This is a genomic window from Pilimelia columellifera subsp. columellifera, assembly GCF_039532605.1.
In the GTDB taxonomy this organism is placed as follows: Bacteria; Actinomycetota; Actinomycetes; order Mycobacteriales; family Micromonosporaceae; genus Pilimelia; species Pilimelia columellifera.
Map to the genome: position 1 here is coordinate 25,876 of NZ_BAAARY010000021.1, position 12,283 is coordinate 38,158.

The following is a 12,283-nucleotide window of genomic DNA, read 5'->3' on the forward strand; positions in this document are numbered from 1 at the left end:
TGGGAAGAGGCGCCATGATGCCGAACGACAAGCCGGAAACCCCCTCCGCGAGCGTGCCGGCCACCCTCGGCGGCGCCAGGGTGTGGGCGGCGGACGTGGACCGTGGCGACCCCGGTCTGCTGGCGCCGTCCATCACCATCCGGGCCCGGCTGGACTTGCCGAGCCGATGCCGGAACAACCCCGGAACGGCCGAAACCGCCAGCCACCGGACGTCGGCCCCGGCCGCCTCGCGGCACCGGGCGCCCGTCCCGGTAGCGTCACCACCCATGACGATCGTCCACCCGATCGGGCGCGCCTGGATCACCACCGGCGGCACCGGCGCGCAGAACTACGACGAGTTCGCCGACGAAGCCGAGATCACGGCGATCATCGCCGACAACCCGCACAGCGCGTTGGCTGTCGAGATGCCGCACCGGTCCCCGGCCGCCGCCGGACGGCCCTACGCCGCCTGCCTCGACGACGCCGTCGCCCGGCTGGAGCAGACCAAGAAGGCTGGCGGATACCGACCGCAGGCGGAGACGATCGTCCTGTACCGGATCAGCTGGCCGGTCTCCCGCAACGCCGGCGCCGACATGGCCGCCGCCTACGGGTTGTACTGCATGGTCGACACCGACCAGATCTCCACCAGCGCCGAGGAGCCCGGCCGGGTAATCCGCAACGAGGATGTCTTCGTCGAGAAGGTCCGCGAGCGCGTCGCCCTCGCCGACGCCACCAATCACCTGCTGTCGCCGGTGCTGCTGCTGGCAGCCGGGACGCCCGGCGCACGGCTGCACGAGGCGCTCGCCGCCGCGTGCGACGGCGCCGGCGCGCCCGCCGCCGTCGACGTCGACCAGGCTGGCCGCACCCACGCCATCTGGCCACTGCCACCGGGCCGGGACGCCGACCGGCTCCGCGAGCTGGCCAGCGCCGGCGACCTCGTCGTCGCCGACGGCAACCACCGCAGCCTCGCCGCCCAGGTCGGCGGTCAGCCGCGCTTCCTGGCGGTCATCACCACCCCCGACTCGGTCACCATCCAGCCGTACCACCGGTTGGTAGGGCCGCTGCCGATCTCGCCGACCGAACTGGTCAACCGCCTCGCCGCCGCCGGCGCCGAGGTGACCGACCTGCCCGGACGCCCGCAGACCCCACCCCACGGCGGCGCCGTCCACCTCTACGCCGCCGGTCGTGGCTGGGCGGTGCGGCTGGCCGCCCCACGCGGCGCCGACGCCCTCGAGCGCCTCGACCACGCCCTGGTGGAGTCGCAGATCCTCGCCGGACCGCTCGGCCTCGACGCGGGCGACAAGCGCGTCACCTACGTCGGCGGCGACTACCCGGCGCAGTGGCTCTGCGACGAGGTCGACGCCGGCCGCGCCGACCTGGCCGTTCTCATCGCCCCGGTCACCGTCGATGACTTCCTGGCCGTCAACCTCGCCCGCCGCAAGCTGCCGCGCAAGAGCACCTGGTTCACCCCGAAGGCCCGCGCCGGACTGGTCCTGGCCGAGCTGACCGGACACACCGCCTGACCTGGCGTGCCGGGGACCACAGCGGCGCCGGCGGACACGGCCGCCCGGTGACCTGAGACACTGCGCCTATGCGCGTCTATCTGGCTGCCGACCATGCCGGCTATGAGCTGAAGAACCACCTTGTCAAGCACCTCGTCGAGCAGGGTCACGAGGCGATCGATGTCGGGCCCGCCAGCTACGACGCCGAGGACGACTACCCGGCGTTCTGCCTGCACGCCGGCGCTCGCGTGGTCGCCGACCCGGGCAGTCTGGGAGTCGTCATCGGCGGCTCGGGCAACGGCGAGCAGATCGCCGCCAACAAGATCGACGGGGTGCGGGCAGCCCTGGCCTGGAACACCGAGATCGCGTCGTTGGCCCGTGAGCACAACGACGCGAACGTGGTGGGCGTCGGCGCCCGTCAGCACACCCTCGACGACGCCACCGCGATCGTCGAGGCGTTCCTGGCCACCCCGTTCAGCGGCGGGGAGAGGCACAGCCGCCGCATCGGCCAGATCGCGGCCTACGAGGCCAGCGGGCAGCTCCCCGAGCTGCCCTGACCAGCCGTCAGGACCGGTAGCCAGGCAACTCCTCGCTCGGCGTCCAACCCCGGTGCGTCACGGTGACCGATCGTTCGGCCGCTGCGAGATCCTCCGCCGTCGGCCGGGCGGCGTCCCGGGCCCGCATCGCCGCCGCGGCCGACACCTGCGTGGCCCCGGCCCCGACCAGCGATCGCAGTCCACGTTCGCTGTCGACGTCGGTCGCCCGACGGCGGCCCGCCGTCGGGCGCGGCGTGCTCTGGCGGCGAAATTCCGGCTTGTCGGTCGGCTCCATGGCCCAGACGGTAGCGCGCTGGCTGGGCCGCGCCGACCCGGTACACCGTCAGCGGCAGTCGGTCAGAAGATCTCGCAGGCCGACGGCGCCCTTGTGCCGGCGAAGGCCAGACTCGCCCGCGTCAGCGCCCCGGCGTCGGATGAGCCGCCCTGCCCAGCGTCGGCCAACCTTGCCAACGTCGGGCCTCCCAGGAACGCCGCGCCGAGCGTCCGAATGTCGCAGACCACGTCGGCCGGCGCCCCGGTCCGGTCGCACCCGGCCCCGTCCGGACCGCCACGCAGCCGCCACCGCCCAGCGTTCGCCGGCAGCAACTCGTCCTCCACCTCGATCACCACGTCGACGTCAACGGCGTACCGCCGCGCCGCCAACGCCGCGCCGACGTCCACCAGGCGCACCCACAACGCCTCGCCGACCCGGGCTCGCAGCCGTGCCGGCTCAGCGACCATGAGCCGCAACGGCTCGTCCTCGGCCGCCATCGCGAAGCTCGCGACACGGGCCAGGTCGATGCCGAGCAGGAACCGCCACAGCTCGGCGTAGCTGGCCGGGTCGACCGCGATCACCGAGTCGATGCGAACCTCCGCCGCCGGGCTGTCATCGTCCCATCCCTCCTTGGTCCGCCAGAGGGCGAAGCCGGTCGGGCCGCCGGGCCCCTCGACCAGCGCCGCGCGGCGCTCGGTGGCCCCGTCACGGGATGACTCGGAGTCCGTCAGGAGGTAGTTCCACATCTGCGGCGATCTTGTCGACCAGCCTGGGCGCGTCGGCTGCACGACATCGAAGACCCGTCGGAGTTCGGCCAGCGCATCCGGTGGCGTGACCATGCGTAACCGACCATGGCGCTCACCCGGACGGCGCCAGGATGTTTGCAGGTCCGTCTCGCGGGTGTCGATCCGCAGGTTGAGCCGACTGGCGGCTGGCCCGTACCCGAACCTCGGGTAGATCCGCCCCTCGCTGGCCCACAGCACCGCGAACGGCTCGACGCCAACGGCCTGGACGGCGCCGAGCTGGCGTTGCATCAGGGCCCGCAGAATTCCGCGCCGCCGGTGCGTCGGGGCCACCCCCACCTGGGTGACGTGCGCCGCCGGGACGACCCCGCCCGGGACCGCCATCGCCCGGGTGAACGCCGAGGCGTGCCCGACGATGTCCACCCCGTCGACGGCGACCAGCGCCCGCCCGGCCTCCCACAGCTCGCCCGCCGCCGCCCGCTGCTCCTGGTCAGGGCCGCCGTGAAAGAGCAGCCAGAGCAGGTCGGCGATCGCGTCCCAGTCGCCGGTGGCCGCTGCGCGGATGTTCGGCTGGTCAGTCGTCATGCGAAATCTCTAACCCATCATCGCGGCTGCTGCGAGCGATTTGTCGCTGCGGCTACCCTCATTCTGTGACCCGAGGCGACGGCCGCGGCGACAGCGACGGGGAAGGTGGCTCCATGGCACACGGCGACGGGTCCACGTCCGACAGCGAGCTGCCCCCGCCGTCCGACCCGTGGGGTGTTCCGGCGACCCCGCCGACGCCCAACTCGCCAGCCAAGGGCCCGCTCCGCCCGGTGGCCGGGTCATGGACGCCGCCGGTGGCGGCGACGCCCGCCTACAACCAGGGACGGGCGCAGGTCGGCGCCCGCAGGCCGGCGCCCTTGACAGTCACCCAGGAGTACCCCGCCGAGCTTCGTGGCCACGCCGAAGCGGTGCTCGGCGGCAGCTCGGGCGTCAGCTGGGAGGAGCGGAAGCGCCAGCTGCGCCGGGGCCGCGAGTGGAGCTGGATCGGCGGCCTCATCGGTCTCGTGGGCTGGGGCCTGTGGGCCGTATCGTCGATCGACAGCACCGCCGACCTCGGCGTTCCGGTGCTGGCGTTGGTTCTGGTCATCGCGATCGCGGCCGGGGTCTTCGCGTTGGCCCGTCTCGTCGGCCGGGTCGTCCTGGAACGGACGATGGGGAGGGCGCGACGTAGCGCGTGGGGCGCCCACCTGACCGCCGGGGTCTTCTGCGCGCTCGCTGGTTTCGCCTACCTGGCGCAGACGCCGTGGATCGTCTCGGCCTGGAACTTCGTCCGCGGCGTGTGAGCGGCGATCCCGGCAGCGGTCTCGGTTGGTGGTGTGGAGCGGGCGACGGGAATCGAACCCGCACCGTCAGTTTGGAAGAGCGCCTTCGATGGGTCATCTTGCCCGGATCGCCTGGTCAAGGCCCTGGTCACCGTGCCCGTCTCGGGCCGTTCGTGACCGCCCGGGGAACCGGTTAATGGCACGCTAATGGCACGACGCTGGCCGCAGCCATGCCGCTGCCCGCTGTCATCCCGTCTGCCGTCGTCCCACCCGTCAGGGGCGCGGGTCTGCCCCAGGGCGGCAAGGTGGAGCGCCCTACCGGACGTACGACCTTGCCGCCCTGGGGCAGATCTGCTCGGCTTGCCTGGGGCGTCGGCAGACGGGATGACAGCACCCCCGACCCACCCGCTCAGCGTGAGGCAAAGACGATCATCCCGGAGTCGGAGGCCCCCGCCGGAGGCACAGAAGACCGACCGCACTCCGGACCGTTAGCTGGACGCTCGGATCTCCCGGCAGCGGCCCGGCTACGCTTCCCGCCATGGCCGATGTGGTGGAGCTGGCTTACGTGCATGCGGACCCGCCGACGATGGTGGCGCAGGCAATGAGCGCCGCGCTGGGCGTCACGTTGTCGCTCCGGGAGAGCCTCTATCGCGGTGGTGAGTACTTCTACGCCGAGCTGCCCGATGGAACGGCGTTGAGGGTGCAGCACAACGTGGACCTGGACGAGCTGGCCGAGCCGGCATACGCGGACGCTGCGACCGTCGTCTACGCGTCGATGCCTAGATGGGCGGCGGCGACAGTTGGAGCGCTCTTGCGTCGGATAGACCTCGTGCCAGTGATCGTTGATTGACGATCCGCGCGGCACACGGGCCGGCGCGGGTTCCGGCGGGTTTCGGCGGGCCGCCCGCCCGCCCCGTCTCGCGGGGCGGGCGGCTTGCCGCCGGCCGGCTTGCCGTGCCGGTGCCGCGCGGAGCGCGGCCTTGATACCTAAGAGAACAATTCGGCAACCCGTTGAGGCAGGGCCGCGTAGTGGTCATTTCCGGCACGGGCACCTCGGCTGCGCGAACTCTCGGCAACGGGCTCGCAGTACCCGACGGCTGGGACTGAGACGCTGGTACGAAGCTGTCGCCGAAACTCTCGGCAGTGGTCCTTCCCAGAGATGCCACAGAAGATGTAGTGCGCACATGCTGTCCCTAGTGAGACAAACTGTTAGCGTTGGGACATGGGCAAGAGGCAACGTAAGTTCGAGCGCAATAGCCAGCCTGAGCAGGTCGCACAGGGCTCGCTAACCCCTGGACAGTTGGAGACCGAGGAGTACATCTACGAAGTGCTCCCGACCCCGGACCTGTCGCCTGAGCAAGGGCGCGCTGCGGCTGTTGCTGGGATCGGAGCCGTCGGCATGCAACGGCTGCGGCTTCTCGGGGAGCTAGACGGACTCGACCAGATCCTGAGGCCGCGTGTTCACGCAGCCATCGAGGCGGGAGTTCCTTACCGCCGGATCACCGAGCTGACCGGTTACTCCAGATCCACGCTCAGTCGCTGGGCTCAGGGCGGCGACAGCACCGACATCTAAAAAGCAGAGGGCCACAGCCTCGCGGCAACGAGGTGTGGCCCGACCGATTCGAAGGAGACAAGCCATGTCGAATCCGTCCTCCACCATCATGCAGGAGCGGTCTGTCACAGTCCCGCGGCTCAACTTCGCCGGCGTGTGCATGGCCTGCACCGAGCGCGACTGCGAAAAGTCAGCGTGTTTGGCCTTCTGGTCCAGACTGCGCTGGATCGTCTGCCCCATCTGCAACGGCGGCAGCCTCGAAGGCAGCCCGGTCGACTGCTGCACCTACGGCGCGATGGAGATCCGGTGCTAACCCGCTGGGTGTGGGAGCGGGCGGATGAACGGTTGCCGCCCGCCCCAACCCACAACTAGGTTCGGTCTCATGTCGACGGACCGCGGTTTGATCATCGAGGCGACAATCGGCCTCCGCCCCGCCGAGGGCGAGGCCTGGGACCAGCAGCTGAAGCTCGTGCGCGCCTCCGGCGCAAGCTACGACACCCGTACCAGGATCTGGCGGCTGCGAACCGCCGACCTCGACACGGCGCTCTCCCGCCTCGGCTGCCTCGCCTAGGCCACCGAGCACTACGGAACAACGGTGTCGCTTCGAGTGGCCAACGCACGCACAGGATGGGGCGGTGACGTGATCGTGCCAGTGGCGGCCGAGGCCGGCAGCGGCTAGCCAGCAGCCCAGGACGGTCGAGTGGAAAAGGCGAATCGCTGCGGGCTGGCTCACCGCCACGATCTGCGGGGTGTGGCAACCCTTGGCGTCGACGACCGGAGCGAGCACGCGGGAGCTGATGCACCGCATGGGGCACGCCAGCATGCGAGCCGCGCTGATCTACCAGCACGCCACGCGAGAGCGCGACAAGGAGATCGCCCGGGAGATGGATCGCCGCATCGCCATGGCGACCGCGCCAACGGTTGGGCGTCCAGAGCCGTCCGACGAGGCTCCCAGCGGTGCCTAATGGCACGCTAATGGCACGCAAGATCAAAGAAGTCGGTGAACGACTCAGGCCCAGGTTCGGGGATCATGTCCCTGACCTGGGCCTGCACGGTGTGGAGCGGGCGACGGGAATCGAACCCGCACCGTCAGTTTGGAAGACTGAAGCTCTGCCATTGAGCTACGCCCGCGCATGACAACAGGAACCCCGTTGCCACGAGCGACGGATCGCTCCGCCGTCACTACCCTACTGAACGCTGTCCGGGAACGCGCGCCGGGCTTGGCCGACCCGCCGCGAGGCCGCAACCCGGCCCTCGGGCTGGGCGCCACAGGACATAGACTGCTCCGTGCCACGGGGTGTGGCGCAGTTTGGTAGCGCACTCGCTTTGGGAGCGAGGGGCCGTGGGTTCAAATCCCGCCACCCCGACTGTTTCTTCGCGTCCGCGACAGGTCGCGTGCCGGCGTGCGGGTGGGTCCCCATAGACTCAGTCGACGCCGCGCCGCGCTCGCGGGCAGCCGACCCCGATCAGCAAGGAGTGCGCCTGTGACAAGCACCGTCGAGACTCTGAGCGCGACCCGCGTGCGGCTCGCGGTCGAGGTGCCCTGGGCAGACCTCGAGCCGAGCCTCAAGAAGGCGTACGTCGCGATCGCGCAGCAGGTCAACGTGCCGGGTTTCCGGCGCGGAAAGGTTCCCGCCGCGGTCATCGACCAGCGGGTGGGGCGTGAGTCGGTGCTCAACGAGGCGGTGCAGGAGGCGATTCCACAGCAGCTCGTCGCCGCGTTCCAGGAGCATGAGCTGAAGACGCTTGGTCGCCCGGACGTCGAGGTCAAGGAGTTCGCCGACGGCGCTCCGCTGAAGTTCACCGCTGAGGTGGACATCCGCCCCGAGCTGACTCTGCCGGACCTGTCCGACCTGTCGGTGACGGTCGATGAGCTGAAGATCGCTGACGAGGACCTGGACGAGCAGGTCGACGGTCTGCGTCAGCGCTTCGCCACGCTCAGGAGCGTCGAGCGTCCGGCAACCGAAGGCGACTACGTCCAGATCGACCTGATCGCCACGGTGGATGGTGCCGAGGTCCCCGGCGGTAGTGCCACTAACATCTCCCATGAGGTCGGCAGCAAGCAGCTGCTCGACGGCTTGGATGACGTGCTGGTCGGCATGACCGCCGGCGCCGATGCCACCTTCACGACAAAGCTGGTGGGTGGCGATTTCGCCGGCAAGGACGCGGACGTCGCGGTCACTGTCCGCACGGTCAAGGAGAAGGAGCTGCCCGAGCTGGACGACGCGTTCGCCCAGCTGGCCAGCGAGTTCGACACGCTCGCAGAGCTTCGTGACGATGTCCGGGCGCGTCTGACGAAGGTCAAGCGGGTCGAGCAGGTCTACGCCGCTCGCGACAAGCTGCTGGAGCAGCTCGTCGAGGCCACCAACGTCCCCGCTCCCGAGGGCGTGGTCCGTGAGGAGGTCGAGCACCGCAAGCAGGCGATGGTCGACCAGATCGAGCGAATGGGCGCCTCGCTGGAGCAGTACCTGGCGTCGGAGGGCAAGACCGAGGACCAGATGGAGGCCGAGCTCAACGAGGCGGCCGCCGAAGGTGTGAAGATCCAGCTCGTGCTGGACGCCCTGGCCGAGACGGAGAAGGTCGAGGTCTCCGACGACGAGTTCGGGCACGAGATCGTGCACCGGGCCCAGCGTGCGGGTATGGCGCCGCAGCAGTACTACGACCAGCTCGCCCGTTCTGGCGCGGCGGCCGCGGTCTACGGCGATGTACGTCGCGGCAAGGCGCTGTCCCAGGTGATGGAGCGGGTCACTATCACCGACTCCGCCGGTCAGACGCTGGACCTGTCGGAGCTTCGGAGCGACGCCGACGACGAGCACCAGCACTGATACGCGTCGAGATGCGGCCGCACACTCGCTGTGGGGCCGCATCTTCGTGTGGCGGGCGGTGCGCTTTGAGCGAACAGCGCCCGCACCAGGCGCCCCTGGCCACTCGGACCGGTTAGGGTCGTCCTACGACGGACGTTCCGCCGGCCCAGGACCCGCACGATCGCTTTATCTCCGTCGAGGAGCGTCGTGGTTTCCCCGGGTCGGCAGCCAGTTTGCGAAGGGCTGCCATGACCGATCTGCACATTCCCGCCACCCCGCAGCTTCGGGGTGGGGGTGACCAACTCGCGAGCCTGGACGACTCAGTCTTCAACCGGCTGCTCAAGGAGCGGATCATCCTCCTCGGCAGCGAGGTGACCGATCAGGTGGCCAACCGGATCTGCGCCCAGCTGCTCCTGCTCGCCGCGGAGGACCCGGACCGGGACATTTTCCTCTACATCAACTCGCCGGGTGGCTCGGTCTACTCAGGCATGGCGATCTACGACACCATGCAGTACATCCAGAACGATGTCGCCACCTGTGCGATGGGCATGGCCGCGTCGATGGGTCAGCTGCTCCTGTGCGCCGGCGCCAAGGGCAAGCGGTACGCCCTGCCGCACGCGCGGATCATGATGCACCAGCCCAGCGGTGGGGTAGGCGGCACCGCCGCCGACATCGCCATCCAGGCGGAGCAGATGCTTTACACGAAGAAGATGTTCCAGGAGCGGGTGGCCCATCACACCGGTCAGGCGCCGGAGCAGATCGAGGCCGACTCGGACCGGGACCGTTGGTTCACCGCCCAGGAGGCGTTGGACTACGGCTTCATCGACAAACTGATCACCGGGGCCCAGCAGGTCCCCCAGGGCGCTGGCACGCTGAGCTGAGGAAGGCGACCATGACGGATCTCAGTCTGCCCGCGCGTTTCGCGCCGGTGCACAACCGCTACATCCTTCCCTCGTTCGTCGAGCGGACGTCGTACGGCGTCAAGGAGTCGAACCCGTACAACAAGATGTTCGAGGACCGGATCATCTTCCTCGGCGTCCAGGTCGATGACGCGTCTGCCAACGACGTGATGGCCCAGCTGTTGACGCTCGAGGGCACCGACCCGGATCGCGACATCATCATGTACATCAACTCGCCGGGCGGCTCGTTCACGGCGATGACGGCCATCTACGACACGATGCAGTACGTCCGGCCGGACATCCAGACCGTGTGCCTGGGCCAGGCCGCGTCAGCCGCGGCGGTCCTGTTGGCTGCCGGCACCCCGGGTAAGCGGATGGCGCTGCCGCATTCACGGATCATCATTCACCAGCCGGCGACCGAGGGCGGCTACGGTCAGGGTTCTGACATCGAGATTCAGGCGCGCGAGATTCTCCGGATGCGGTCGTTGCTGGAGACCCTGTTGTCGGAACATTCCAGTCAGACGATCGAGAAGGTCCGCAAGGACATCGATCGGGACAAGATCATGACTGCCGGTGAGGCCAAGGACTATGGTCTGGTCGACACCGTCTTGGCCAGCCGCAAGAAGGGTCTTGTGTCCGCGGGCAGCAACTGAACGTGGTTTCAGGGGCCAGTCGGGTAGTCGCAGGACGGCTCGCTGGCCCCGGACACACCGGGCCAGGGGTCGGAGAAACCGGTTGGGCGGGGTACCGTCGTTAACAGCGTCGTTCTCGGATCCCCCGGTCGGGTGGACGATAGGAACGACGCGGGTTGTCTTCCCGTCAGCGCTTCCGCGCGGCGGTCGAGAGCAGGGGAGAGTCGTAGGTGGCACGGATCGGAGACGGCGGCGACCTACTGAAGTGCTCCTTCTGTGGGAAGTCGCAGAAGCAGGTCAAGAAGCTGATCGCAGGCCCTGGGGTCTATATCTGCGACGAGTGCATCGATCTGTGTAATGAGATCATCGAGGAAGAGCTCGCCGAGTCTGGTGAGGTCAAGTGGGACGAACTGCCCAAGCCGATGGAGATCTGTCAGTTTCTCGACTCCTACGTCGTGGGTCAGGACGGCGCTAAGAAGGCACTCGCAGTCGCTGTTTACAACCACTACAAGCGGGTCCAGGCGGACGCCGCGGCGGCGGCGAGCGGTGACGCGGTCGAGCTCGCGAAGTCGAACATTCTGCTCATCGGCCCCACGGGCTGTGGAAAAACCCACTTGGCGCAAACCTTGGCGCGCATGCTCAACGTGCCCTTCGCCATCGCCGACGCCACCGCGCTGACGGAGGCCGGTTACGTAGGCGAGGATGTCGAGAACATCCTACTCAAGCTCATCCAAGCTGCTGATTATGATGTTAAAAGGGCCGAAACGGGCATCGTCTACATCGATGAAGTCGACAAGATCGCGCGAAAGTCCGAGAACCCGTCAATCACGCGGGACGTCTCCGGCGAAGGCGTCCAGCAGGCGCTTCTGAAGATCCTGGAGGGGACTGTCGCGAATGTGCCGCCGCAGGGCGGACGTAAGCATCCCCACCAGGAGTTCATCCAGATCGACACCACAAACGTCCTGTTTATCTGTGGTGGCGCGTTCGCCGGTCTGGAACAGATCATCGAGTCGCGGGTCGGCAAGGGCGGGGTTGGGTTCGGCGCGCACCTACGGGCGGTCTCGGATCGTTCAGCTGATGACATCTTCGGGCAGGTGATGCCGGAGGATCTGCTGAAGTTCGGCATGATCCCCGAGTTCATCGGACGGTTGCCGGTCCTCACGAGCGTTAGGAGTCTTGACCAGGCCGCGTTGGTCAATATCCTCACCACCCCCCGGAACGCGCTGGTGCGTCAGTACGAGCGTCTCTTCGAGCTGGATGGCGTCGAGTTGGAGTTCGACGCGGATGCGTTGGACGCCATCGCAGATCAGGCATTGTTGCGGGGGACCGGTGCCCGCGGACTTCGCGCGATCATGGAGGAAGTCCTGCTCAGCGTCATGTACGAGGTACCGAGCAATCCGGACGCCGCGCGGGTCCTGATCACTCGTGAGGTCGTTCTCGAACACGTCTATCCGACGATCGTGCCGCGGGACTTCGTTGGTCGGCGGGCACGGCGTGACCGCGAAGAGAAGTCCGCCTGAGGTTTGGCAACCTCTCCGATCCCGGCGGAGCCTCGTCAGGCACTCACCTGGCCGGATCACCGCGATCGCGGCAACCGCGACCACTTTGGCAGCTAGCGCCCGCAGCCTCGTAGCGTTCCCGGCTTCTGCTCCCTTGGGTAGTCCGATGCCGACAGGTCGAGGGCATGCGGCCGGCCGTCGCGGCCTGATTTGACGTCCGGGACAGCGGCGGCGTAACTTTCTCGCTGCCCGGGCCGGAACAGGGCAAAGCCTGAAACCGGAACGGGTAGGTGGGGACGTGTTCTCCACTCGACACGAACGAGTGATGTAACCGACGACACAGTCCGCTGAGTTGCTCGCAGTCACTCGGGCACGTAAGGTCTTACAGCCGGCAGGGGTCGGCCAGGTGCTCGGCTGCTGTTGTTGGTGGTCGGGTTTGCATTCCTTTCCGTGGTTTTTGTTTCGGGGTTGGTTTGTGTCTGGTCGGGTTTGTTGGTGGGGTTTCCCGGGTTTTGGCGCTGTGTTCTGGTGGTGCTAAGGTTCGGGAGATTGTTCG

At 68.3% G+C, this 12,283-nt stretch carries 13 protein-coding genes and 2 tRNA genes; 12 read left to right on the forward strand and 3 right to left on the reverse strand.

The window, feature by feature from the left end:
* Positions 1–266 precede the first annotated feature (266 nt).
* A complete protein-coding gene (locus tag ABD287_RS16380; protein ID WP_344174065.1) occupies positions 267–1,502 on the forward strand; it encodes a DUF1015 family protein in 1,236 nt (411 codons plus the stop codon).
* Positions 1,503–1,570: 68 nt separating this feature from the next.
* On the forward strand, positions 1,571–2,038 hold the full coding sequence (locus ABD287_RS16385) for a ribose-5-phosphate isomerase (protein WP_344174031.1): 468 nt from the start codon (positions 1,571–1,573) through the stop codon (positions 2,036–2,038).
* Positions 2,039–2,045: 7 nt separating this feature from the next.
* On the opposite strand, the gene ABD287_RS16390 is transcribed toward ABD287_RS16385, so the two are convergent.
* Both ABD287_RS16390 and ABD287_RS16395 read right to left on the reverse strand, forming a co-directional pair.
* Positions 2,046–2,312 (reverse strand): hypothetical protein, encoded by a 267-nt coding sequence (locus ABD287_RS16390; protein WP_344174033.1) that lies wholly within the window; start codon positions 2,310–2,312, stop codon positions 2,046–2,048.
* 62 nt (positions 2,313–2,374) lie between these two features.
* Entirely contained in the window at positions 2,375–3,619 is a 1,245-nt protein-coding gene (locus ABD287_RS16395) for a GNAT family N-acetyltransferase (protein ID WP_344174035.1), read from the reverse strand.
* A gap of 65 nt (positions 3,620–3,684) precedes the next feature.
* Between ABD287_RS16395 and ABD287_RS16400 the strand changes: the two genes are divergently transcribed.
* From ABD287_RS16400 to ABD287_RS16420, 5 genes are all read left to right on the forward strand, one after another.
* Positions 3,685–4,362, forward strand: a complete 678-nt coding sequence (locus ABD287_RS16400) for a hypothetical protein (RefSeq protein ID WP_344174037.1) — start codon at positions 3,685–3,687, stop codon at positions 4,360–4,362.
* Positions 4,363–4,879: 517 nt separating this feature from the next.
* Complete coding sequence (locus ABD287_RS16405; protein WP_344174039.1) at positions 4,880–5,191, forward strand: hypothetical protein; 312 nt, start codon at positions 4,880–4,882, stop codon at positions 5,189–5,191.
* Between the two features lie 372 nt (positions 5,192–5,563).
* Positions 5,564–5,914, forward strand: a complete 351-nt coding sequence (locus ABD287_RS16410) for a hypothetical protein (RefSeq protein ID WP_344174041.1) — start codon at positions 5,564–5,566, stop codon at positions 5,912–5,914.
* Positions 5,915–5,978: 64 nt separating this feature from the next.
* Positions 5,979–6,206 carry a hypothetical protein gene (locus ABD287_RS16415; protein ID WP_344174043.1) on the forward strand — a complete coding sequence of 76 codons (228 nt, stop codon included), beginning with the start codon at positions 5,979–5,981 and terminating at the stop codon, positions 6,204–6,206.
* Between the two features lie 69 nt (positions 6,207–6,275).
* The gene (locus tag ABD287_RS16420) at positions 6,276–6,464 is read left to right on the forward strand and encodes a hypothetical protein (RefSeq protein WP_344174045.1); all 189 of its coding nucleotides are present in this window, start codon (positions 6,276–6,278) and stop codon (positions 6,462–6,464) included.
* A gap of 486 nt (positions 6,465–6,950) precedes the next feature.
* Here ABD287_RS16420 and ABD287_RS16425 read toward each other — a convergent pair.
* Positions 6,951–7,024, reverse strand: a tRNA-Gly gene (locus ABD287_RS16425).
* A 162-nt stretch (positions 7,025–7,186) separates the two neighbouring features.
* Here ABD287_RS16425 and ABD287_RS16430 point away from each other — a divergent pair.
* From ABD287_RS16430 to clpX, 5 genes are all read left to right on the forward strand, one after another.
* A tRNA-Pro gene (locus ABD287_RS16430) sits at positions 7,187–7,260 on the forward strand.
* A gap of 117 nt (positions 7,261–7,377) precedes the next feature.
* Complete coding sequence (gene tig, locus ABD287_RS16435; protein WP_344174047.1) at positions 7,378–8,718, forward strand: trigger factor; 1,341 nt, start codon at positions 7,378–7,380, stop codon at positions 8,716–8,718.
* A 227-nt stretch (positions 8,719–8,945) separates the two neighbouring features.
* Complete coding sequence (locus ABD287_RS16440; RefSeq protein ID WP_344174048.1) at positions 8,946–9,578, forward strand: ATP-dependent Clp protease proteolytic subunit; 633 nt, start codon at positions 8,946–8,948, stop codon at positions 9,576–9,578.
* Between the two features lie 11 nt (positions 9,579–9,589).
* Positions 9,590–10,249 carry an ATP-dependent Clp protease proteolytic subunit gene (locus tag ABD287_RS16445; RefSeq protein WP_344174050.1) on the forward strand — a complete coding sequence of 220 codons (660 nt, stop codon included), beginning with the start codon at positions 9,590–9,592 and terminating at the stop codon, positions 10,247–10,249.
* A 209-nt stretch (positions 10,250–10,458) separates the two neighbouring features.
* Positions 10,459–11,748: an ATP-dependent Clp protease ATP-binding subunit ClpX gene (gene clpX / locus ABD287_RS16450; protein ID WP_344174052.1), complete on the forward strand. Its 1,290-nt coding sequence runs from the start codon at positions 10,459–10,461 to the stop codon at positions 11,746–11,748.
* Positions 11,749–12,283 lie beyond the last annotated feature (535 nt).

Excerpts from the sequence above, each read along its gene's own strand:
- ABD287_RS16380 (WP_344174065.1), top strand. The coding sequence starts at position 267 with ATGACGATCGTCCACCCGATCGGGCGCGCCTGGATCACCACCGGCGGC.
- ABD287_RS16385 (WP_344174031.1), top strand. The coding sequence starts at position 1,571 with ATGCGCGTCTATCTGGCTGCCGACCATGCCGGCTATGAGCTGAAGAAC.
- ABD287_RS16390 (WP_344174033.1), bottom strand. The coding sequence starts at position 2,312 with ATGGAGCCGACCGACAAGCCGGAATTTCGCCGCCAGAGCACGCCGCGC.
- ABD287_RS16395 (WP_344174035.1), bottom strand. The coding sequence starts at position 3,619 with ATGACGACTGACCAGCCGAACATCCGCGCAGCGGCCACCGGCGACTGG.
- ABD287_RS16405 (WP_344174039.1), top strand. The coding sequence starts at position 4,880 with ATGGCCGATGTGGTGGAGCTGGCTTACGTGCATGCGGACCCGCCGACG.
- ABD287_RS16410 (WP_344174041.1), top strand. The coding sequence starts at position 5,564 with ATGGGCAAGAGGCAACGTAAGTTCGAGCGCAATAGCCAGCCTGAGCAG.
- ABD287_RS16415 (WP_344174043.1), top strand. The coding sequence starts at position 5,979 with ATGTCGAATCCGTCCTCCACCATCATGCAGGAGCGGTCTGTCACAGTC.
- ABD287_RS16420 (WP_344174045.1), top strand. The coding sequence starts at position 6,276 with ATGTCGACGGACCGCGGTTTGATCATCGAGGCGACAATCGGCCTCCGC.
- ABD287_RS16440 (WP_344174048.1), top strand. The coding sequence starts at position 8,946 with ATGACCGATCTGCACATTCCCGCCACCCCGCAGCTTCGGGGTGGGGGT.
- ABD287_RS16445 (WP_344174050.1), top strand. The coding sequence starts at position 9,590 with ATGACGGATCTCAGTCTGCCCGCGCGTTTCGCGCCGGTGCACAACCGC.